The 19,253-nt window shown below is 50.6% G+C and carries 29 protein-coding genes; 3 read left to right on the top strand and 26 right to left on the bottom strand.

The genetic code is table 11. The features are described from left to right. Positions 1-60: 60 nt before the first annotated feature. The 11 genes from RS889_RS00635 to RS889_RS00590 all read right to left on the bottom strand — a co-directional run bounded on the left by RS889_RS00635 (position 61) and on the right by RS889_RS00590 (position 6,042). Positions 61-699, bottom strand: coding sequence for a phage virion morphogenesis protein (locus RS889_RS00635; protein WP_315708989.1), 639 nt, complete (start codon positions 697-699; stop codon positions 61-63). Beyond that, a complete protein-coding gene (locus RS889_RS00630) occupies positions 699-1,181 on the bottom strand; it encodes a phage tail protein (RefSeq protein WP_315708988.1) in 483 nt (160 codons plus the stop codon). Before RS889_RS00630 ends, RS889_RS00635 begins: the two co-directional genes overlap by 1 nt. Further along, the gene (gene lysC, locus RS889_RS23705; RefSeq protein ID WP_425475166.1) at positions 1,147-1,377 is read right to left on the bottom strand and encodes an Rz1-like lysis system protein LysC; all 231 of its coding nucleotides are present in this window, start codon (positions 1,375-1,377) and stop codon (positions 1,147-1,149) included. Before lysC ends, RS889_RS00630 begins: the two co-directional genes overlap by 35 nt. Beyond that, on the bottom strand, positions 1,301-1,720 hold the full coding sequence (locus RS889_RS00625; RefSeq protein WP_315708987.1) for a hypothetical protein: 420 nt from the start codon (positions 1,718-1,720) through the stop codon (positions 1,301-1,303). The genes lysC and RS889_RS00625 overlap by 77 nt, the downstream gene beginning before the upstream one ends. Continuing rightward, positions 1,702-2,187, bottom strand: a complete 486-nt coding sequence (locus RS889_RS00620) for a lysozyme (protein WP_315708986.1) — start codon at positions 2,185-2,187, stop codon at positions 1,702-1,704. Before RS889_RS00620 ends, RS889_RS00625 begins: the two co-directional genes overlap by 19 nt. Next, positions 2,184-2,468, bottom strand: coding sequence for an HP1 family phage holin (locus tag RS889_RS00615; RefSeq protein WP_315708985.1), 285 nt, complete (start codon positions 2,466-2,468; stop codon positions 2,184-2,186). Before RS889_RS00615 ends, RS889_RS00620 begins: the two co-directional genes overlap by 4 nt. Continuing rightward, positions 2,459-2,662 carry a tail protein X gene (locus tag RS889_RS00610; protein WP_315708984.1) on the bottom strand — a complete coding sequence of 68 codons (204 nt, stop codon included), beginning with the start codon at positions 2,660-2,662 and terminating at the stop codon, positions 2,459-2,461. The genes RS889_RS00615 and RS889_RS00610 overlap by 10 nt, the downstream gene beginning before the upstream one ends. Next, positions 2,662-3,150 carry a head completion/stabilization protein gene (locus RS889_RS00605; protein WP_315708983.1) on the bottom strand — a complete coding sequence of 163 codons (489 nt, stop codon included), beginning with the start codon at positions 3,148-3,150 and terminating at the stop codon, positions 2,662-2,664. The genes RS889_RS00610 and RS889_RS00605 overlap by 1 nt, the downstream gene beginning before the upstream one ends. A gap of 96 nt (positions 3,151-3,246) precedes the next feature. After that, the gene (gpM, locus tag RS889_RS00600) at positions 3,247-4,062 is read right to left on the bottom strand and encodes a phage terminase small subunit (RefSeq protein ID WP_315708982.1); all 816 of its coding nucleotides are present in this window, start codon (positions 4,060-4,062) and stop codon (positions 3,247-3,249) included. A 49-nt stretch (positions 4,063-4,111) separates the two neighbouring features. After that, the gene (locus RS889_RS00595; protein ID WP_315708981.1) at positions 4,112-5,161 is read right to left on the bottom strand and encodes a phage major capsid protein, P2 family; all 1,050 of its coding nucleotides are present in this window, start codon (positions 5,159-5,161) and stop codon (positions 4,112-4,114) included. A gap of 32 nt (positions 5,162-5,193) precedes the next feature. Next, the gene (locus RS889_RS00590) at positions 5,194-6,042 is read right to left on the bottom strand and encodes a GPO family capsid scaffolding protein (protein WP_315708980.1); all 849 of its coding nucleotides are present in this window, start codon (positions 6,040-6,042) and stop codon (positions 5,194-5,196) included. A 143-nt stretch (positions 6,043-6,185) separates the two neighbouring features. On the opposite strand from RS889_RS00590, the gene RS889_RS00585 reads away from it, so the two are divergent. Together RS889_RS00585 and RS889_RS00580 are read left to right on the top strand one after the other, a co-directional pair. Then, positions 6,186-7,895: a terminase large subunit domain-containing protein gene (locus tag RS889_RS00585; RefSeq protein WP_315708979.1), complete on the top strand. Its 1,710-nt coding sequence runs from the start codon at positions 6,186-6,188 to the stop codon at positions 7,893-7,895. Next, entirely contained in the window at positions 7,895-8,962 is a 1,068-nt protein-coding gene (locus RS889_RS00580) for a phage portal protein (protein WP_315708978.1), read from the top strand. The genes RS889_RS00585 and RS889_RS00580 overlap by 1 nt, the downstream gene beginning before the upstream one ends. Before the next feature lie 421 nt (positions 8,963-9,383). On the opposite strand, the gene RS889_RS00575 is transcribed toward RS889_RS00580, so the two are convergent. The 14 genes from RS889_RS00575 to RS889_RS00510 form a co-directional block, all read right to left on the bottom strand. Continuing rightward, a complete protein-coding gene (locus RS889_RS00575; RefSeq protein ID WP_315708977.1) occupies positions 9,384-10,229 on the bottom strand; it encodes a hypothetical protein in 846 nt (281 codons plus the stop codon). After that, entirely contained in the window at positions 10,229-10,441 is a 213-nt protein-coding gene (locus RS889_RS00570; RefSeq protein WP_315708976.1) for a multidrug ABC transporter ATPase, read from the bottom strand. Before RS889_RS00570 ends, RS889_RS00575 begins: the two co-directional genes overlap by 1 nt. Positions 10,442-10,673: 232 nt before the next feature. Continuing rightward, a complete protein-coding gene (locus RS889_RS00565; RefSeq protein WP_315708975.1) occupies positions 10,674-11,357 on the bottom strand; it encodes a DNA adenine methylase in 684 nt (227 codons plus the stop codon). 199 nt (positions 11,358-11,556) lie between these two features. Continuing rightward, complete coding sequence (locus tag RS889_RS00560; RefSeq protein ID WP_315708974.1) at positions 11,557-13,914, bottom strand: replication endonuclease; 2,358 nt, start codon at positions 13,912-13,914, stop codon at positions 11,557-11,559. Then, complete coding sequence (locus RS889_RS00555; RefSeq protein ID WP_315708973.1) at positions 13,911-14,921, bottom strand: phosphoadenosine phosphosulfate reductase domain-containing protein; 1,011 nt, start codon at positions 14,919-14,921, stop codon at positions 13,911-13,913. The genes RS889_RS00560 and RS889_RS00555 overlap by 4 nt, the downstream gene beginning before the upstream one ends. Continuing rightward, entirely contained in the window at positions 14,921-15,880 is a 960-nt protein-coding gene (locus tag RS889_RS00550; protein ID WP_315708972.1) for a DNA adenine methylase, read from the bottom strand. Before RS889_RS00550 ends, RS889_RS00555 begins: the two co-directional genes overlap by 1 nt. After that, the gene (locus RS889_RS00545; RefSeq protein ID WP_315708504.1) at positions 15,877-16,455 is read right to left on the bottom strand and encodes a 3'-5' exonuclease; all 579 of its coding nucleotides are present in this window, start codon (positions 16,453-16,455) and stop codon (positions 15,877-15,879) included. Before RS889_RS00545 ends, RS889_RS00550 begins: the two co-directional genes overlap by 4 nt. Then, positions 16,452-16,676, bottom strand: coding sequence for a TraR/DksA C4-type zinc finger protein (locus RS889_RS00540; RefSeq protein WP_315708505.1), 225 nt, complete (start codon positions 16,674-16,676; stop codon positions 16,452-16,454). Before RS889_RS00540 ends, RS889_RS00545 begins: the two co-directional genes overlap by 4 nt. Further along, entirely contained in the window at positions 16,676-16,903 is a 228-nt protein-coding gene (locus RS889_RS00535) for a DUF2732 family protein (protein WP_315708971.1), read from the bottom strand. Before RS889_RS00535 ends, RS889_RS00540 begins: the two co-directional genes overlap by 1 nt. A gap of 64 nt (positions 16,904-16,967) precedes the next feature. Next, on the bottom strand, positions 16,968-17,309 hold the full coding sequence (locus RS889_RS00530) for a DUF5347 domain-containing protein (protein ID WP_315708970.1): 342 nt from the start codon (positions 17,307-17,309) through the stop codon (positions 16,968-16,970). A gap of 5 nt (positions 17,310-17,314) precedes the next feature. Next, positions 17,315-17,512 (bottom strand): phage filamentation protein Fil family protein, encoded by a 198-nt coding sequence (locus RS889_RS00525; RefSeq protein WP_315708969.1) that lies wholly within the window; start codon positions 17,510-17,512, stop codon positions 17,315-17,317. After that, positions 17,509-17,718 carry a hypothetical protein gene (locus RS889_RS00520; protein ID WP_315708968.1) on the bottom strand — a complete coding sequence of 70 codons (210 nt, stop codon included), beginning with the start codon at positions 17,716-17,718 and terminating at the stop codon, positions 17,509-17,511. The genes RS889_RS00525 and RS889_RS00520 overlap by 4 nt, the downstream gene beginning before the upstream one ends. 10 nt (positions 17,719-17,728) lie before the next feature. Then, a complete protein-coding gene (locus RS889_RS00515; RefSeq protein WP_315708967.1) occupies positions 17,729-18,001 on the bottom strand; it encodes a Cox family DNA-binding protein in 273 nt (90 codons plus the stop codon). A gap of 275 nt (positions 18,002-18,276) precedes the next feature. Continuing rightward, positions 18,277-18,564 (bottom strand): hypothetical protein, encoded by a 288-nt coding sequence (locus RS889_RS00510; protein WP_315708966.1) that lies wholly within the window; start codon positions 18,562-18,564, stop codon positions 18,277-18,279. Positions 18,565-18,769: 205 nt separating this feature from the next. On the opposite strand from RS889_RS00510, the gene RS889_RS00505 reads away from it, so the two are divergent. Continuing rightward, complete coding sequence (locus RS889_RS00505; RefSeq protein ID WP_315708965.1) at positions 18,770-18,985, top strand: hypothetical protein; 216 nt, start codon at positions 18,770-18,772, stop codon at positions 18,983-18,985. Here the strand turns inward: RS889_RS00505 and RS889_RS00500 are convergent. Further along, positions 18,945-19,163 (bottom strand): hypothetical protein, encoded by a 219-nt coding sequence (locus tag RS889_RS00500; protein WP_315708964.1) that lies wholly within the window; start codon positions 19,161-19,163, stop codon positions 18,945-18,947. The two genes, RS889_RS00505 and RS889_RS00500, sit on opposite strands and share 41 nt — an antisense overlap. Between the last annotated feature and the right edge of the window lie 90 nt (positions 19,164-19,253).

Genomic DNA, 19,253 nt, shown 5'->3' with positions numbered 1-19,253 from the left:
CAGTGTGTTGGTTCACGCGCGTGCGAACAACCGGTCAGGCTTGTAGGGGAATGGTGACAATCATTCGGGTTGAATAAAATCAACCACGCTATCGGCCAGCCAGTCAAGATCAGCAACAGTCAGTCCCAGCAGTTCACGTGCCGGATAACGGATGCTGGAATGGCCTATGTTTTCTGTCTCGCCATGCTGATGAATGCTGGCAATGTTCGCCGCCTGCCCGGAGTAACCGACGGTGGCAACATTAGGCGAGGCATTGATGCGCAAAAAGCGTGCCGTGCGCAGCTTGCGGAACATCTTCACTTTTCGCTGTCGAGTCTGCGTAACATTATTCAGGCTGATCGAAATGAATCGATCAATGTCTGCGCGGAGAAAAGAGCGCAACGCACCACGCTCTACATCAAAACCGGTAATCATCCGATCACCACTACGCCCTTTGCTGCTGTGCCAGTTACGCAGCTCCCGTACTTCATCATTCCATATGAAGCGGACACCACCTTGCGTTCTACGCGTTTGTCGCCGCCGTTCCGTGTAGGAACTGCCATCAGGATTTTGCTGTCGGTTTATCCGCGCTTGCTGACGTTGGCGTAAGCCCGCCGCGACTTGCCTCGACAACCGACGACGCTGATTGACCGCCAGGTGTTGCGCCACCGTCTGTAAATAACTGTCCAACTCATGAAACAACGTATCGTCACTCATCATTAACTCGCCAGATCATCAGATTTAGCAACACTGGCCGTATCACTGATGATTGCCGCCCAGGAGTCCATCCCTTCCAGTAAATCCGGCGGTGTGTCTGCCCGGTGGCGGGTGCGGATATTTCCGGCGTGCTGTTCAACCACTACGGATTCATCTACCTGAATACTGATCAGCACATCCATCGTGCTGTTACTCAACAGATCAGCATCAAATTTAATGCCATCCTTGCGACGCTCCGGGTTAAACAACAAATCAGGCTGATACTCCCGTGCCCACAGCAACACCGGCACGGCCAGATCATCCAGCGTACCGGGATAGTCCATTGCCAACACTTCCAGCGTATAACGGAATTCAAACGCCGCAGCCACGCCGCCGTGACTGACAATATTTCCACGCTGTACGTAGATAACCAGGCGATCCGGGTTTTCACGTACCCACGGCACATGTTGGCTAATCGTTTTTCTTAACAGATTCGGTTTTAACATGGCGTAATTCCTGAATTTTTTCTTGCGCTTCACGTATGTGCTTTTTATCTGTGTTGGCTCGTTCCAGTGCGGCTAATAACAGATCATTCCACTGAACAGATTGCCCATACGTCAGCCGGTTACCCGCCCCCGGCGGTAATGGGATCTCTGTCGGTGCTGTCAGATTTGCCGGTAATGTCTGGCACGGTATCGGCACGTAAACGGGTTGCGTAGTTGAGCAACTGCTCAGACACAGTGTCAGGGATATACTTATCAGCACATTGCTGACCTGCCAACGTCTGATTAATTGCCTGAATACGGGTATCTGAATCCTGTTGTATTCGGCGTTTATCATTTTCTGCCCCGGCTGAAATCGCATTCATGATATGAAAAGTTTGCTGTTGGTTACTTAAAATTCGTGCTGTGCTGGTTCGCTCGTTATTTAGTCGGTCACGTTCAGCCGTCAGTTGCTGCACATTTTGTCGGTAGTGTTCTGCCAGCCATGCAGTAACTGAAAACAGTACGATTGCTGTAATGATGGCTATAGTTTTCCCAGACATAACGCTCTCTCAGTCTCTCGGCGGTGGGATAATCCTTTAGACGGCACACCATGAACATTATTCCAGCGTCGCAGTTCGTCACATGCTCCGGTAATGTCCCCTTGATTTAACTTTTTCAACAAGGTAGAGCGTTGAAAATTCCCTGATCCGACATTAAAAACAAAACTGACCAGCGCAGCCCGTTGAATCTCATTCAGAGGCACTGTCACCAGACGGTCAACCGTTGATAGCGCGGGTTGTAGATCCTGCTGTAACAGGGCATCGCATTCAGCATCTGTTTTAATCTCTGAGGGTTTCACCCCGGAGGTATGGCCGTAACACACTGTCCATACGCCACCCAGATCGCGGTACGCGCTATTGCTCTTTCCTTCAAAATAACCGACAAACACGGAGCTGATGGCGATGCAACCAGAAACAACCGCAGCCAGTAGCCGGTTTCGCAACCTGTCAGGAATGCTGATTTTCATTGTTTCGCGTCCTGTCTATTCATCTCTCGCAGAGCGCTAAGCGTTTCCGGCAGATTGTCATGATCAACTTTATTGACCAGCTCACGTATCAGGTCGGTGCGTCGTTCTTGCTCACGTTCGATACGCCGCTTGTGATTGCGGTTAACTAAAAACGTCAGTAATCCGATAGCGATACCAATCACAGTGGCCCAATCACTGAGTGTCAGTCGCCCCGCCGTCGCTATTAGCGTTGCCATGAAATAGGTAATAGCGGACGCAATGCGATCATTATTCAGTCCCATAGCTGTACAATTTCCTGTTGTGTCTGCGTAACCTCATCCGGCATCGTGACTGGCAAGCCCGCCGGCAGTAAGGGTCCGTGTTCACACAGACCGGGATTCGCGTCGTAGACCGCTTCGGTTACCCCGTTTGTTTTGCCGTAGTAACGCCAGCACAACAGGTCTACGGTATCGTTTTGTTGTGCCCTGATTTGCATCAGACCAGCTCCGCCAGACCACGGCTTTCACCCTGGATATCACGGATGGCCCAATGCCCATCACGCCACAGCGTATCTATCTGTGATGTCAGCGCCTGTGCGTGCTTCTCCCCCTCTCGCGTCGTGTCAATATCGCGGTAGCCCTCAATCAGCAACGCTTTACTGACGGAGTACACCGCGCGGAGGTAGCGCCAAACCAGCACTGATTCCCCGTTTACGGGGTCGGCATTCACCTCTGCCAGAGTAGTGGCACCGACGCGCTCTTGCTCACAGCGCCATGCCCTGAGTTGGTCATTAACGTAGGCGACAGCCTCCACGGTTTTATCCTGTAGACGATCAGTGGTGACTTGCCCGTCCAGACGCATGGCTTTGCGCAGGCGGGCCAACCGGATTTCCGGCCAGAAGGGGAGACTATTAACGACAGCCTCCCCGTCGTTAATCTCGTCACCGGTCACCGGCCCTATCTCTTCAGTAAAGATCATGCTCATAGCCTTACCTCAAAAGGTCAGGCGGTGGACGGTGCAACACAAAGCGAGATAGCCGATGTTGCACCGTGCCGCCTGGGTGCGCGGGGGCACATTCTGTTACGCACCACGCTTACGGGTACGTGCTGTTTTAACCATTGCTTTACGTGATGTTTTGGCAGCGGTTACCGGTGTCTTGGTAGCCGCCTCATTAACGGGGGTGTTATCGCTGTCCGGTGTCGCGTCATTGCCTTGCGTTATCTCATCACTGGGCTTGGTCTCGGCGGCTTTCTTGATGGCGCGGGTCAGCAACTCAATATCGCGTTTAACGCCAATATCACTAAACAGGGTGATAGCCCGTTGCAGCCACTCACGCGCGGTTACCTGTTCGGTGGGATTAAGACGCAGGGTAAAGCCCAACGCCTTATACAGCTTGGCGCGAACCTGATCCGGCATGTCCTCATCAACCGTTAGTTGTTCCAACCGTAACAGCAGGTCAATAGCCAACGGTGCCCGGCTGGCATCGGCTTTAAACGCCGCCAGTATCGGGCTGCAAATCTCCTCCACTACGATGGTGGCCGCCGTTCGGCTGTAGTGGTCTGGCATGGGTAATTTATGTCGCAGAACGTATTCTGCGATGCGTAATGCCTCTGCAATCTGACCAGCGTCGATCGCCCATACCATTAGCGTGGTCATGACCTCATCAGATTGACCGGTATCCGCTGCCAACACGCCATCAATCCACGGTTGATAATTCGGCAGTAACACGCGTTTGGCACTGGCCTTAGCGGCGGTAGATTGAATCTGGCTTAACGTTGATTTATCCATGCGCAGCCGGTGTAACTGCTGTTCATAAGCGGTGTAGCGGCTTGCATTGGAATGTCCCCGACGTTGGGCCATCACTTCCTGAAAATGTCGCTGTGCGGGTGTCAGCATGTTGCCCCCTTATCGCCGGGAATTACCCGGCATGCTTACCCGGTGATAATTAACCCTGTGCAGGTTCCGATGCGGCAAACGCAATATTTTCAATCAGGCAACCAGTGCCATAGTCTTCAATGACATAGGCGTCATTTGAGGATTCATAGGTCGCTACGCGGTTGTATTCTGGTTCTTCGCGTAACATGCGGCGCTGTTTCTCTTCCTGCCAGTAGATCGAGAGGTTGTTAAACGGCGTAATGAACATGGAACCATCAGGAAAATAAGGTGCGATGAAGGTCGGCAAATTGCCGATTGATTTACGCGATAACAGCAACTGTCCGGCAAGCGCTTCAGAGTTCGGGTTATTGGTGCTGATAGCGTTAATGACCGGGAATTCACGACTGGACATCAACTGACGACCACAGATAACAACCAGATCCGGTGACTGTTTAAACCACTCATCCAGCAGTGAGTTAACGGCATCAAATGCCACCGCATCCAGGTTGCCGTACATACCTTTGGCGACGACCTTATTTTCATCGTCACGGCTGGTGACGGTGATGTTTTTCATCACGCGCTGTGGGGCACTAGCACGGTACTTCTGCAACCAGCCGATATTGACATCCTGTAATAAGGGATTTTGTGTCAGGTCAGACTTGGCCGCATGGGACGTGCCGTTAAAACCAATCAGGATGCGATCCAGCGCTTTTCGCCGGATGATCTGATTACTGATGCGCTGCTGAAAATCAGGGAATTTAGCCCAGGCATCCAACTGTGGATATGAAATGTAGGTATCACAGTTGGTTTGTTCACAGCGGTACTTATCATCATCCAGTGTGTGAACACTGCGAGGTTCGCGGCGATCCGTGCTGGAGCTGTTAGACGACGACACCGGCCCACTAATACCCAGCCCCAACTTTTCCCCTTCCTGTTCAGACACCCCGGTGATGTTGATTTTTTGCAGCAATTCACTTGAATTCTGAACCTTGTCTTCAATTTTCTGCTGAACGCTGGGCGCCACGGTAAACTGCTTGGTGACATGTGACGGCTGTACGCCGTTCAGTGTTGCCTGTCGGCTGATAAAGCCGTCCCACAGAACACGAGTTTCGTTTTTCATCGTCATTTCCGTTATTCAATTAAAAAGGTCTGTCAGCAGTCCGCTAACACGATGTTGGATTGCTGATCGCCGCCGCTGGCCGGTGGGCGCTGGCTAAAGCTGCCATCCTGTGTTTCGAGCTGTTGTTTCATGTCCGTGAGCGAGGTAGACAAACCATCAATCTGTTGTTTCAACGCGGCGTTTTCCTGTTGTAGCGCACTGAAACACTCGGTTTTCTCCAGCACATCACGCTGACTTTCCGCGATCAACTCAACCGCCTGGCGCAGTTCGCCGGTTTCCTGGCTGAATTTTTTCTGCCCGCCGGTGAGCAATTCTGTGATGCGACTAAAGAAGTGGCGGCCAGGTTCAATCGTCCCGGTCGTACCGGATGCCTCTTCCAGTTCAAAAGCGACTTCCAGTGCAGCAGTAAACAGACATGCCGGATCGGTTTTCCGCGCGGTTAATGGATTGGTCTGGCTATTGGCACAGAACATTAAAATTTCTGTTCCCAGGCTGGCCGGGTTGTCGGTAAATGACAGTGAGGTGAGGTACGCGCCGCCGGTGTCAGCAAACAGGGGATTGAACTCGATTGAGCTATAAATCTTCTGGCGTTTCTTATTCAATTCGACCAACGCGTCAGTGGCGTCGATTTGTGCATACAATCCCAGCTTGCCAGCCAGCGGCCCATCCTTGATATCTTCAGCTTTTAGCGCCATCACATCGCCATAGGCGCCGAACTGGCTATCAGGTGCCAACCCTTTGATGTGTTCAAGAAAGACTCTCGCCCCGAACATTTGCGGATTAAAGCTGTCGGCAATTTCCTGAATGTGCTGGCGTTCGATAACTCGCCCGTCAGTGGTCGCGCCCTCAACAGCGACGCGGATGTATTTAGACATCGGCATGATTAAGACTCCGGTTAAGAGAATGACTTCGATACAGACATCATCCTCATGAGCGATAAGCCGCGCCATTACTGGCGTTTGTCGCTGTAGCCAGACAATCAGCGCTGATATTTTGCCGCGCGCGGGCGCGTTAGCCTGTTTGCATGACAGAGACTGACATCCGTACCGAAGCCAAAGCCTTGTACTGGCAGGCATACAGCATTCCGCAGATCGCAAACCGTCTGAGTATCAGCCATAACACGCTGTATTCATGGCGGCGACGCGATGGCTGGGACAGCAGTACGCCCATGCAACGGGCGCAGGAACGCACGGAAGTGCGCTATCTGAGGTTGATTGAAAAAGACACGCTGACACCACATGACTGTAAGTTGGTTGACCTGCTGGCCCGTCAGCTGGAGCGTTTTTCGCGCGACGAACGGAAGGATCAGGAAAAGCAGACAAGGAAGAAGACACCAAAGAATCACTTTACCGACGAACAAGTAACGCAACTGCGTAGCCTGGTACTGGATAGCCTGTATGAGCATCAGCGGCGGTGGTATAAACAACGCAAACAACGTAACCGCTTCATTCTCAAATCCCGTCAAATCGGTGCCAGTTGGTACTTTGCCCGCGAGGCATTGTTACGGGCGCTGGAAACCGGCACTAATCAGATCTTCCTGTCTGCCAGCCGGGCGCAGGCGTTCCAATTCAAACGGTTTATTCAGTTGCTGGCGCAATCCATCGGGGTAGAACTCAAGGGCGGGGATGCCATCGTGCTATCCAATGGTGCGACGCTGTACTTCCTCGGCACCTCGGCGGCCACCGCGCAGAGTTACACCGGCGACCTGTATTTTGACGAGGCATTTTGGGTCAGCAACTTTATCAACCTGCGAAAAGTTGCTGCTGGGATGGCAACACACAAAGGGTTACGTCGTACCTATTTTTCTACGCCATCCAGTGAGGAGCACGAAGCATACGGATTCTGGACGGGTGACTATTACAACCAGTCACGTCCCCAGGCAGAGCGGATTACGATTGATACCAGTCATAAAACACTGAAGAAGGGGAAATTGTGCGGTGACAATATCTGGCGGCAGACTGTCACCATTATGGACACACTGGATCTGGGATTCGATAAAGTTGATCTCACTGAAATCCAGTCAGAAAACAGCCCCGACGAGTTTTCCAACCTCTACATGTGCGAATTCGTTCGTGTCGGCGAACGTGCCTTTGACTATAACGCACTGATTAACTGCGGTGTCGATGGCTATAACGATGATGTGTGGCCGGACTGGCGGCCCTACACCTTGCGCCCGCTGGGTAATCGCCCGGTATGGGTTGGTTACGATCCGAATGGACAGAGCGGGAAAGGGGACAGCGGAGCGATCGCCGTACTGTCACCGCCTGCCGTGCCGGGTGGCAAGTTTCGGGTGATCGAAACCCGGCAACTACGTGGTATGTCATTTGAACAGCAAGCCGACACGATCAGCGAACTAACACAGCGCTATAACGTGCAATTTATCGGTATTGACGGCACTGGCATTGGTGATGCCGTGCATCAGTTGGTACTGAAGTTTTTCCCAGCGGCGGTCAAATTCCAGTATTCACCGGGTGTAAAACGCGCTCTGGTACTCAAAGCACAGATGGTGATCCGTGCGGGCCGTCTGGAGTACGACGCGGGCATGATGAGTCTGGTCACGTCATTTATGACCGTTCGCAAACTGGTCACGCCCGGCGGCATGGTGACGTATGCCTCTGACCGAACCAAAGGAGCCAGCCACGGCGATATAGCCTGGGCCGCCATGCACGCCTTACACAACGAACCTATCAGCAGCGATTCCGGCGGCACAGACGGATTTATTGAGGAATTTTAATGTCACGTAAACCACGTTATAAAAACCCGACAGCAGTTACCACCGTCACACATACCGGACAGACGATAGACGCGGAGTTAGTACAAAAACCCGTTGAGTCCCTTCAGTCGTTTACGTTTGGCGATCCCACACCGGTAATGGATATCCACGATTTACTGGATTGTATGGAGTGTGCGAAGAATGGCCGCTGGTATGAGCCGCCAGTCAACCCTTACGGTCTGGCACGGATGTTTGATGTTGCCGTGCATCATCAGTCGCCAATCACGTTCAAACGCAATGTGATCATGTCCTGTTACCAGCCGCATCCGTTGTTATCACGGCAGAACTTTAGCGCCTTTGTACTGGATTATCTGGTATTTGGTAATGCCTATCTGGAACTGCGTAAAAATCGGCTCGGCCAGCCGCTATCACTCCAGCACGCTCATGCTAAGTACATGCGACGCGGGGAACAACTGGAGCAATACTGGTTTGTGACCTACTACAGTGAGGACTACCCGTTTGAACCTGGCAGCGTGTTTCATGTGCGTAGCCCCAGCATTCACCAGGAAATTTATGGCACACCTGAATACATGGCGGTGATGCAGTCCGCCATGCTGAACGGCGAGGCGACGCTGTTCCGGCGTAATTATTACATTAACGGTAGCCACGCCGGGGTCATTGTTTACCTGACCGATCCGATCACCAACAGCACTGATGTGGATAAGCTGAAGAGTTCATTAAAGAACGCACGCGGAAAAGGGGCATTTAAAAACCTGTTTGTATATGCCGCAGGCGGGAAGAAAGACGGACTGCAAATTCTGCCGTTCAGTGAGATCACTGCGAAAGATGAATTTACCGGCATCAAGAATGCGACGCGGGATGACATGCTGGCCGCACACCGTGTGCCGCCTCAACTTATGGGGATTATGCCGAACAATACCGGCGGGTTTGGCGATGTGGAGAAAGCCGCGAAGGTCTTTGCCATCAACGAACTGACACCCATCATGGAAAGCCTCAAAGAGTTAAACGATTGGCTAGGGATCGAGGTGTTGCGGTTTACACCGTATGCGCTGGCAACCTCGCGATAGTCTGTTAAAAACTTTCACGTCATCACCACAGCACAAACCGGGCGTACTGTATGACGCCCGGATTTTTATCACTTCAACATACCCCACGTAAAACCATCTGAATGAGCCGGTGACAGGCGCAACCAAAAGAAATATTGGTGTTTGCCTGAGAAAGCGACAGCATCACCACGGCCCCGTCTGGCCGTAAAAAACCATCATTCAACATACCCCTACCAACCCCCTCAGCGCGCGAGGTCTCCCCCGCCACGCCCGCACGCAGAAACCCCGCTTTTTTGTGCAAATGTGCAGACCAGCGGAAGGCCCGCCCCGTCTGGTCTGCCCTGATAAAATAAATGCCAAAATATTTGTGCATTTACGTGCAATTTTTTGCAGTGTTTTTGACGCAATAAAAAAGGGCCGCAATGGCCCTCTTTAAGAATGATTAAGACGATGGTGGCGCCCCACTTCCGCGAGGCATAAAAGTAGGCGAAAGAGTGGTAGACCCAGAACGATCAACCTCTTCTTTTACTTTAAATTGGGAATACGTATCGGTATCGAAAAACGAAATTCCTTCAATTTCGCCCTTCGGAACTAGCGTTCTAAAGTCAGCCAAAGTTAGTAGCCCACCATTAAGCCCGCCCACAATTCCGCTATCGATGTAATGTCTTTTGTAGTTAGTCGTTACAGTGATAGTAAGGGTGTCTTTATCGCGATATCCGCTCAAAAGGGGAAGAAGTTGCAAATAGTCCGCTTTTCCATGTTCGAATTTTGGACAATCCACAATACCCACATAAAATTTCCGTGACCCAAGAGTAATTATCACTGGAAACTTTCTTACTGCGGCTTCAACAAGCAGGCTCTCAAGCGGATCGTGATGCACTGCTTTAACAAGAGCATCAATTCTACGATCTTCATCATGGCAAACATACCAGCGCATAAGATGCCCAAACGCCCATGCCAAAAACATGGAAGTAACGCCAAAAAATGCAAACTTGAAATCTGCAAATTTGAATTGTTCCGCAGGGGAGAGAGGGAAAACGCGTTTGATAGAATCTTGTTCGATGAAATCATGGGCCAGAAGAAAATTGTACGCCCATCGAAAAAGCCCTAACACACTGAGGAAAGAGCATAACATCCAAGCAACTAAGGTAAACAGCACACCCCAAGCCGCTACATAAAAATAAGCGTCCCAACCTTCGGAACGCTTAAATATGTATCTTGCAGATACTGACCGGGTTACGTACAGATAACCGCTAATCAGGGCTATAGCCAAGATAATTGTATTCATTAACCTTTTTTTCCGCTCTCTTCCTTGATATCTTCTAGCTTTTCAATCTGACGAGCAATAGCTCTCACTACTTCAGCATTGTTAAGGTTCAGAGAAACATGCCCATCGCGGCTGATGGTATAGCTGTCTTTGTTGTCCTTCAGAGCCTTGGTCAGCCGCTCCTTTGAACTGGACATAGCGCCGGACAATGGCAATCCGAATGCAAATGACATATCCGCCTCCTTTTGTTAGGCCTCAAATACAGGAAAAACCATTCAAAACAGTAGGATAAATGGATAGCAAGATTTTCCTTGCTATCTTTCGCACTCTTAGGGTGCTTGAATGTGTCAACTAGACACGTTATGTATAGTAAAGCATGAACCATATCAACCGTTTTTGCAGTATGTGTTCATATTATTTAGACACCATACAACATCTAGTGTTCCGCTTAATTTCCAAGCACAATTAAGCTTCACTATCTACCTCATTTAAAGCCAACATGATCGCCAGCCTTTCAGCAGGCGGAAGGGCCGCATATTTCGCGCGCCAGCGCTCAACTTTGCGCTTAATGCGGTGCCGATCGTTGTAGTCTTTCCCAGCAAATGCGTGGGAATACGCGCGCCCCTCCGGGTAGTTCATCCAGATTTTTTCTGTTCGCACGCCGCCGCGCGTCATGGCCTGAAATTCTTTGCTGCGCCAGCCTGTTAATCGTTCGTCATAAAGCTGCGATGAGTAGCCGGACAGAATGACGGACACGTTATCCGGCAGGCTGACCAGGCAGGACAATAATCGCTCATGATCTGCAACTGAATACTCATAGCGATAGCGCGCGTTTCCGGTGCGTGTTTCTGGCAGATACGGCGGATCGGCATAGATCAGGACGCGGCCTGCACGGTAAAAATCATAATGGTTCAGATAATCCACCGCGTCAGCCCGAACCAGATCAATGTAAAGGCGATTATGTTCATGTGCGAAATCTTCAAGTGTTTGCCCGTCAACATCGATCCCGATATTGCACATCGCCGGTGGCTTATGCAGCATTACCGCCCCGCTTCCGAGATGGGTTTCAATGTAGGTATCATGCGGGGGCATTTCAGCAATAATCTTCTGATAAACCCCGCTCGCCGCTTTACTTCCCAGATAGCTCATTCTCTTTCGCCCTCAGCTGGCACCGTCATTTTTAACCACCTGCAGCACTGTTAAAAATGACGGTTCTCGATGTATGGCCAACACTGCCGGAAATGGCGGTATTTGCCGGAATCCGGTACCACACCGTCAAAGCTGACCGTTCCGGCCATAGCGGTATTTCGGTACCACACTGTCAAAGCCGACCATGCCGATCGGCGCTCTACTTCCGCCCCGAAAACGCAGCCTTCATCCTGTTCACGAGGTCGCTTGTCTTTTTCTTCGCCGCCATCACCTGCGACGGCAGCTTGTCTAGCCCGGACGCGGCACGGTTGCGCGATACCAGCCGCCCATCCTGCACGGTCATAACAAGATCACCGCACGCCACTGAAGCACCGGCCATTATCGATCTGACCATTCCGGCGCTGGCATCAACTCCACGCAGCGCCAACAGTTCACTGATCTGCTGTTCTTTCACAGATAGTCCGGTCCCTTCTTCCCGTTCTGGTGGCCGCTTTTTACGTTTACGCCGCACATCGTCACTTAGCCGCTGTGCCAGTTCCCTCTTTTCCTGCCGAGAAAGCGCATCAAAATTCACCGTCTCACTCACTTCGTGATCGGCATGTTCGACACCGTCAGCACCTGCCGCGGGATCCCGCGTACAGTTATTGACAGAACTCCGAGGGGCGGCGCTGCCGCCTGAAAAACCAACGTCAACGGCCACACCGTCAGCGCTCTGGCGCTTCGGTACGATTTTGTATTGAGTGGTGCGGGTGAAAATCAAAGAGTCATTGCCCGTAATCGGGCAGTAGATACCAGTGATTCGCTGGACGTTATCGCCGTAGGCGTTGCCGTTTTCGGTGGTTTCATAGTTCAGACGGATGCGCAGCTTATCGCGCTCAACCAACGGGCCACCCTGGGCTAACACGTAGTTATCCCATTCACCACCGTTAGCGGCCTGCCGTGCGGTTTCCAGTTCAGGGTGTAACACCAGTTCACGATCGCCCAGGCGGCGAAGTTCGCGATATACCGTGACCGGCGCGCCGCCGATCTGCTGAAACTGGCGAATAGACCAGCGTGATGCCCACGCACTAACGCGGAGTGACATTTCTTTCAGGTCTTCCCCGGTTTCGTCGTCCTTCTCACCATCCAGCGCGAAACCGTCGATATTCTTCGAAATGTATTTCGCTATGTAGCCGGTTGCACTGCCTAGAGCTTCATCGATCGGCTCAACCTGAAAGCGGTTTTCCTGCGCTCCCGGTTCGTTGCCGTCTTCTTTCAGGGCATATTTACGGAAGATTTCGCGCGCCTGCTCGACGTGCTCCGGGCGCATGAAAAGGAGTAAATGCCAGTGCGGCGTTGCATCGTGGTGCGGTTCAACCACACGGAAGCCAAAGACACGGATCCCTTTTCTCTTCCACGCGGCGCGGGTTCGCTCCCAGACTTTGCAAAGATACTGCTGCGTCTCGCGTGGCGATGCACCACAGTATTTATTATTGCGGTGCCCGTTATGCTGCATGGAGTGGTAACGGGAAGGCGCTGTCAGCGTGTAGAAATCACCGGCCATCCCTTCCAGCTTCGCCAGATCTTCAAATCCGCGCATTCTCGTCATGAGTTCGCGGCGACGGTTGGCCGGATTGGCAACACTACCGGCGACTTTATCGATCAGAGAAATGCGCTCGCCCGTGTCCTGGTCTTCCAGTTCCATAGCCTTAAGGTATTCACGATTAGCCTTTTTCTGGGCCAGCCATTCCGTAAGGCACGGGGCGCTACTGTATGGGGAGGATTTTTTCTGGACGTATCCCGCTGCGATCATCAAATGCTCACGCCAACGAGCATGGATACGGCGCAGTCGATTTAACCACCACTGCGGTGACTCAAGACGAAGAACCGCGCGTAACGCGTCCTCCGCTTCCAGTTCTTCATTGCAATACGCTGTCCAACCGGGGATCGGCGTTTTCAGATGCACCGCCAGCGACGCAATACGTCCATATCTAGAAAGCGCCGCGAACTCAGGATCGCCAGTGCGCGCAAGCTGGTGATCTGACTCGCGTATAAACTCGCTCGTAAAGATATCGGCAAGCGTATAAGCCAGTCTTTTTAACTCTTTCTTCCCTGCCCAGAGCATACGAAAAAGCTGATCGCGGATTGGCAGAAGAATGCCGGGCATCACGCTATCAGGCTGGTAAACGCTGTTCACGCTATCAATACGCGTTAATACGTGGCGTTCAAAGGTGTTAACCAGCCAGTGATCTGCCGCTTTGCGGTCTTTCGCGTCCAGCGCATCAAGCTTCGCGGCAAAGTGGCGGCGGATATACTTAGGAAGAGAAGCTAGGCGGCGACGCAACAGCTTACTGCGCTCTGGCTTTTCTTCTTCCTCTACCAGTTCACTAAATGCAATATGCTTCCGCGTGCCGTGCGGCGTGAGATAGTCAAAACCATCCAGCCCCGGCGCTACATCAACGCCAATCGGCTGGTATGGTTTGTTTCCACCATAAGCGTAAGGGGTAGCATTGTCAGTGCTCCCCGGATACGGTGGAGGCGGAGAAGGGGCGCGACGGCCACGGGTTGCCGTGGTCACTCACATACTCCGGCATAAACGCTACTGCATACAGATTTATCGTTTGATTCTGCCAACAGGTCGAATTGCGCCCCGCCCCGTGTCGTCATTACCCAATCGCGGTAAGACTCAATGCCGTATTCATCAACGGTGATAACGTCGATCCGCTTTTCCGCTCTACGCGGGTCATGAGTTGAAGGGAAAAAAGTAGAATTTCCACGGCGAGAACACGCCGCGACAAAGCGTTCCCACTCTGCAACACGCTTGATCTCTTCCGGCCAGCGGCTAAATATTTCCGCCAATTCAGACTTTCGGGCATGAATGCAGGGCATACACCCGACACGGCTGCAACCTTGCTCATAGAGTGAATTTGGTTTGATGCCATGGCGTTTAGCCAGGGTAAACACATCTTCATGCAACCAGTTAAGAATTGGGCGGTAAACGTGGAGGCCAGGCGTATTATCTGCGTCTTCCTCCCAGGCGGGTAAACCGGCCCGTGCTGGTGACTCTTGCGCGCGGACACCCTGCCAGCTAATTACCTCGTCGAACTCATCCAGTGCTGGCAAAACCACCTGGGTTCGTACCGGTTCATGTTTCAGGTCAAATGTGCAGAAACGCGCCTTAGTGCTCGGAAAGCGCCCTTTCCACATACAGAGATCAAGGAATGGATTGCCTGTTGGTTTCAAAACTTCCAGTGCATGGCGAATACGTTCCGCCGCCTCTTCGGGCGACATCCCGCACTCTTCAACCAGAGAAACAGGCCACTTTTCTGCAATGAACCTGCGTTTCCCTTCTATCTGACGAGTGAAATCAGCTTTAACACGGACTACTTTTCCTAACTTGGATTCCAGATAGTCCAGGTATTCCATTGTCTGGGGGTGTTCATGACCGGTATCAGCAAAAACTGTCGTATAAGACACACCGCTTTCAATGGCTAAAAGCCATTGCGCAAGGCTGTCTTTTCCCCCAGAAACAAAAACGATATTTATCGTATCTGTACCACTGCAACGGGGATCTATGATCGACATTAGAAGCCCTCCCCATCACCAAACGCACCCGCCGCAACCATCGCGTTGTAAGTCGCATCGCCCATCACGGCACCACAATCAGGACAACCACCACCATGACGCCCGCAGCAATCGCAGACAGGCAGAACGCCGATCACTTCTTTGGCCTTCTGGCGGTTGTCTTTGTCAGTGCTGACAGAACGTTGCACGCTTATTTCGTTCATCTTGAAGGGCTGATAAATCGCGCGGGTGGCTTCAGTGTCACTGTTGGAAATAACGACTTTCGCGCCATGCTTACGGTTAACTTCCAGCAGTGCCTGGACTAACTGGCGGTGGTTGTCTTCCGTAAATGGTTCGATGTGGTATTGGGTAAAGTCGGCTGTTTTACTCTCAGGCAGGTACGGCGGATCGCAGTAAACGAGAACGTCGCCACCAGTGACGACCTGTAGGGAACGCTGGAATGGCGCGCAAAGAAATATCGCCTTAGTATCATTGGCTTTTTCGGCAAACAGGCGAATTTCATTTTCAGGAAAGTAGACGCTTTTATACTTGCCAAACGGCACATTAAAGCCGGTCTTCTTGCTGTAACGGCAAACGCCGTTATAACAATGGCGGTTCAGGTAGAGGAATTGCGCAGCGCGTCCAATATTCTCCAGCGTATGCGCACACATACGCGCGGATCGCCGCTGAGTGTTGAAAGCAGTGCGAATTTTGCCGTAGCCCTCGGCATTGTTGAATTTTTCAAAGATTTCCTGCGCGGCTTCGATAACCAAATCCGTGTGGCTGGTTACGCAACGATAGAGGTTAATAAGATCCGGGTTAATATCGGCCAGCACATAGCGGCGGTAATCAGTATTCAGGTACACCGACGCACCGCCGACAAACGGTTCAATCAGGCAATCAGCGGCGGGAAGGTGTGGCAGCAAATCGGGTAGGACGCGGGTTTTACCCCCCGCCCATTTGATGAACGGACGGATCATTTGGTACCCCCGGCCGCAGAATGAATTTTCTGCCAGACGGCAGAAACTAGCGCAACCTGCTGAATGGCGTCATCCAGAGCGTTATGTTTGACGCCAACAGTTTCCGCCGTACCAATAAAACACCCCATGTCCATTACGACAAAACCGATTTCCTTCATCGTCCGTACATCACGTTCATTCCAGTAATTCCAAGGAATATCGGTATCGGTACGCTCAAACGCAGATTTCAAAATTTCGCAATCGAAAGATGGACTATTAGCCCAGACTCGCAGCGTCTTCAGGTCATCGGCGTTATCTGTCAACCAGTCGCCAAGACGGTTTACGGCATCCCATACAGGAATAGCGTCATCGCTGACCAGCTCCGCCCGCGCCTCTGACGACTGCCTCAACCACCATTTAATTGTGTCACCATCGGGGGCAGCACCGTTCTTCATGTCATTTTCAAAATCGACACGGCAATAAAACCTATAATTCAGTGCGCCCGTTTCTGGTTCAAAAAACACCGCCCCAATTGATGCCAGCGGCGCATTTTTATTTTTTCCCAGCGTTTCTAAATCAATCATGACGTTATTCATAAATTCCCCCGGTAGTGTTTATTTTTCAGCTCAGTGACTTCCTGACAATTCACACACAAGGCGACGCCCGGAATGGCAATGCGGCGGGCTTCCGGGATTGGGGCGTCGCACTCTTCACAGAAAAAGGCAGATACCAAACGGCCCAGCGGTTGCCGGGCTTTCTGAATCTGGTTTTCGCGGATCAGTTCTTCGCGCTCTTGCGCCATATCCATCAAATCCATTAGCGCAGTTCCTGTGCAGAGCGTTCAAAACGCCACGCCTCTTTGCGGAGCAATTCAGCCGCTTCTTTGCCTGACAATTCATTTTTCTGAATATGAATAGCCAGTGCTTCAAGGTGGATAGAAACAGAAAAATGCTGATCGGCACGCTCATCCATACGGGCCTGATTCAGTAATGGAAGAAAGCCTTCCGCATTAATATCTGTCTTTCTAGTTTCAATATTTTTCATCGTGATTTCCTTTTATCAGGCAATAGAATGCCTGGCGGGTTTACGCCTTTAATTGGGGTTTTTATTACAGTGGTAGAACTAAGTTTCTAGGGAATAAACTCACAACTGCTCGGAGCTTATTCATCGTCTTAATCAATTGTTCTTTCTCGTCAGTTGTCAGTTCATTAAAATTAAACTCATGGTGTTCCTTACTAATACCAGCTAAATAAAAAATTGCTGATAGCATCCGTATATTCTGATGATAATCACTGTCGATTCTGTCTCTCATATCATCAATAAAACGGCACATATCTTTTTCAGTGTTCGCGGGGAAGTGTTTACCTCTCAATATTGCGATGTGGTTAAGTCCGTCTGTTCTGGCTCCGACACTCAGCGGAACGGCGCGGGCGGCTTCGGTGTTAGCCATGACAGTTACGCCGCGATACCCATCAAGCGCGCAAACCAGCGGCGGCGCGTTGGCGCTGGCATATAAGGTTTTTTGCTCCACGGCGCAAAATACACTTGAGCTGGTGTTGGCTGAAAACGTTGGCCGTTCGGTAATTCCAGCCAACCTTTATTCGGCTGCGGTGCTGGGGATTGAACTTTTAATAAACGTGCAATGCTAATCATGCTGCACCTCTCATGCTATGCAATTTGTCGATATAAGAAATCGCCAACGCTAACGCATCAAATAAACCATAAGATTGACCTTCCCTGCTGATGCAATATCGTTTAATCGGATTTGTGATTGTTCTCGGATATTCAACAACTGAAAAGCCACGATATATACTGGTGTGCTTACTCAGGCGAATAACAGCAAATTCCTTTTTAGCCATAATTATTCACCTATAGTCCTAGCCACAATAACCATGCGTCGCGCTGTTCTTTCGGCCTATTCATAAAGGCATCGCGCATAGCGCGGTTGAACTCAGGGATATATACCCAATTTTCACCACGACGGGGATTTGGATTTTCAGGATTAACCCACGGAATAAGCGGCAGCTTACTGTTATCAACCATTCCCTTTACTGCCGCCTCAGATTTACCGATTAATTCGGCAAACTTCTGATACGGAACCGCATCGACCGGGTAGCGCACTTCATAAACACCGTCGCTCATTAGTAACACTCCTTTATTTTTGCTTTATTGAATATGTGCCGGGATTTTTAGCCACGCCCGGCGCGTGGTTTTGTGGTAGATTTCAAGTGCCAACAATCAACCAACCACACAAGGAAAAACAATGAGTATTGAGAATAAATTCAAATTTATTGAAACCTTTGATCTCTTCGAACCCGATTCAACGCATATTAATAATGCTTATGCGCTTCGCTTTTCCTATAAAGACGATAAGAATTCATTACCGCCTGCACACGAAATTCTGACAGCTTTAACTATTAATCAGATGAAAGGTTTAATAGCTGTTCTTCAATCCGCAATTGATGACGCTGAGAATGCTCAAGAATCTCACGACAACGGGCATTATCATTAATACAACCTAAGGTATTAATTAATCCGGTGGCGCAATGATTCACACCATTAGCGCTATTGTTATTTTCTTCGTTCAAAAATGAACAAGTAATAACACCACCACCATTTGCGAATTTTCTCCGAGTAACAACAAAGCCGGGGTTTGTTAACGCCTCAAAGTGATCTTCAATGGTGTTAGTTCCTTCAAGCCTCATTCACCCCCCTTACCGTGACACTCTCTTTCGATCATCAACCAATGCTAATCACTCGCGGAAATTATTATCCAAATACCCATTTCAATTGAATTCATGCCGGGATATTTCACCACGCCCGGCGCGTGGTTTGTGGTATTTTTAATAAGCCTCGAACGGTTCCAGCAAGAACAGAAGCTTAATACTCAACAACCACAAAGGAATACTTATGTCACAAAAAGAAAACCGCGCAGATCCTTGCGTCATCGCAACTAAATACGGCTATGTTGAAGGAGATAGCGGTCTTGCTTTTATTGCTTTTGGCTTTGATACCCCTGTAACAATTACCAATTCAGATCGTTTTTTTGTTGGCCTCGCTTTGGATGAAATTGAAGAGTTAGCCATTATTCTTCAGGATCACGTAAACAGAAACCGCCACAAATAGATCCGTCACATGGAACGGTGCCAATAGCGGTACCGTTTTTAAATTCCCCAGTCCAAATCAGATAACCGTGGTTTGAAGCAAAACCACACTGAATGCGGTCAACTTCTTTCACATTCGCTGCATAAACCTTGCGGAAGTTGTCAGTAACGTCGGCTCCGCTTGTTTTGTCTTTCTTCATCCGTTCCCCCTGTCGTGATACTCTCTTTTGATCACCAATCGCTTACATCAGCTTTCATTTGCTCTTGTTAGCGGTTGGTTTTTCACGCCT

This window comes from Brenneria uluponensis, assembly GCF_032395385.1.
GTDB classification, from domain to species: Bacteria; Pseudomonadota; Gammaproteobacteria; order Enterobacterales; family Enterobacteriaceae; genus Prodigiosinella; species Prodigiosinella aquatilis.
The sequence above is the reverse complement of the archived record's forward strand: the minus strand, read 5'-3'. Positions and strand labels throughout refer to the sequence as shown.

What these genes read in the sequence shown, in the direction of transcription:
- RS889_RS00635 (WP_315708989.1), bottom strand. Translation starts at nt 699, where the DNA reads ATGATGAGTGACGATACGTTGTTTCATGAGTTGGACAGTTATTTACAG.
- RS889_RS00630 (WP_315708988.1), bottom strand. Translation starts at nt 1,181, where the DNA reads ATGTTAAAACCGAATCTGTTAAGAAAAACGATTAGCCAACATGTGCCG.
- RS889_RS00625 (WP_315708987.1), bottom strand. Translation starts at nt 1,720, where the DNA reads ATGTCTGGGAAAACTATAGCCATCATTACAGCAATCGTACTGTTTTCA.
- RS889_RS00620 (WP_315708986.1), bottom strand. Translation starts at nt 2,187, where the DNA reads ATGAAAATCAGCATTCCTGACAGGTTGCGAAACCGGCTACTGGCTGCG.
- RS889_RS00615 (WP_315708985.1), bottom strand. Translation starts at nt 2,468, where the DNA reads ATGGGACTGAATAATGATCGCATTGCGTCCGCTATTACCTATTTCATG.
- RS889_RS00610 (WP_315708984.1), bottom strand. Translation starts at nt 2,662, where the DNA reads ATGCAAATCAGGGCACAACAAAACGATACCGTAGACCTGTTGTGCTGG.
- RS889_RS00605 (WP_315708983.1), bottom strand. Translation starts at nt 3,150, where the DNA reads ATGAGCATGATCTTTACTGAAGAGATAGGGCCGGTGACCGGTGACGAG.
- gpM (WP_315708982.1), bottom strand. Translation starts at nt 4,062, where the DNA reads ATGCTGACACCCGCACAGCGACATTTTCAGGAAGTGATGGCCCAACGT.
- RS889_RS00595 (WP_315708981.1), bottom strand. Translation starts at nt 5,161, where the DNA reads ATGAAAAACGAAACTCGTGTTCTGTGGGACGGCTTTATCAGCCGACAG.
- RS889_RS00590 (WP_315708980.1), bottom strand. Translation starts at nt 6,042, where the DNA reads ATGCCGATGTCTAAATACATCCGCGTCGCTGTTGAGGGCGCGACCACT.
- RS889_RS00585 (WP_315708979.1), top strand. Translation starts at nt 6,186, where the DNA reads ATGACAGAGACTGACATCCGTACCGAAGCCAAAGCCTTGTACTGGCAG.
- RS889_RS00580 (WP_315708978.1), top strand. Translation starts at nt 7,895, where the DNA reads ATGTCACGTAAACCACGTTATAAAAACCCGACAGCAGTTACCACCGTC.
- RS889_RS00575 (WP_315708977.1), bottom strand. Translation starts at nt 10,229, where the DNA reads ATGAATACAATTATCTTGGCTATAGCCCTGATTAGCGGTTATCTGTAC.
- RS889_RS00570 (WP_315708976.1), bottom strand. Translation starts at nt 10,441, where the DNA reads ATGTCATTTGCATTCGGATTGCCATTGTCCGGCGCTATGTCCAGTTCA.
- RS889_RS00565 (WP_315708975.1), bottom strand. Translation starts at nt 11,357, where the DNA reads ATGAGCTATCTGGGAAGTAAAGCGGCGAGCGGGGTTTATCAGAAGATT.
- RS889_RS00555 (WP_315708973.1), bottom strand. Translation starts at nt 14,921, where the DNA reads ATGTCGATCATAGATCCCCGTTGCAGTGGTACAGATACGATAAATATC.
- RS889_RS00550 (WP_315708972.1), bottom strand. Translation starts at nt 15,880, where the DNA reads ATGATCCGTCCGTTCATCAAATGGGCGGGGGGTAAAACCCGCGTCCTA.
- RS889_RS00545 (WP_315708504.1), bottom strand. Translation starts at nt 16,455, where the DNA reads ATGAATAACGTCATGATTGATTTAGAAACGCTGGGAAAAAATAAAAAT.
- RS889_RS00540 (WP_315708505.1), bottom strand. Translation starts at nt 16,676, where the DNA reads ATGGATTTGATGGATATGGCGCAAGAGCGCGAAGAACTGATCCGCGAA.
- RS889_RS00535 (WP_315708971.1), bottom strand. Translation starts at nt 16,903, where the DNA reads ATGAAAAATATTGAAACTAGAAAGACAGATATTAATGCGGAAGGCTTT.
- RS889_RS00530 (WP_315708970.1), bottom strand. Translation starts at nt 17,309, where the DNA reads ATGGCTAACACCGAAGCCGCCCGCGCCGTTCCGCTGAGTGTCGGAGCC.
- RS889_RS00525 (WP_315708969.1), bottom strand. Translation starts at nt 17,512, where the DNA reads ATGATTAGCATTGCACGTTTATTAAAAGTTCAATCCCCAGCACCGCAG.
- RS889_RS00520 (WP_315708968.1), bottom strand. Translation starts at nt 17,718, where the DNA reads ATGGCTAAAAAGGAATTTGCTGTTATTCGCCTGAGTAAGCACACCAGT.
- RS889_RS00515 (WP_315708967.1), bottom strand. Translation starts at nt 18,001, where the DNA reads ATGAGCGACGGTGTTTATGAAGTGCGCTACCCGGTCGATGCGGTTCCG.
- RS889_RS00510 (WP_315708966.1), bottom strand. Translation starts at nt 18,564, where the DNA reads ATGAGGCTTGAAGGAACTAACACCATTGAAGATCACTTTGAGGCGTTA.
- RS889_RS00505 (WP_315708965.1), top strand. Translation starts at nt 18,770, where the DNA reads ATGTCACAAAAAGAAAACCGCGCAGATCCTTGCGTCATCGCAACTAAA.
- RS889_RS00500 (WP_315708964.1), bottom strand. Translation starts at nt 19,163, where the DNA reads ATGAAGAAAGACAAAACAAGCGGAGCCGACGTTACTGACAACTTCCGC.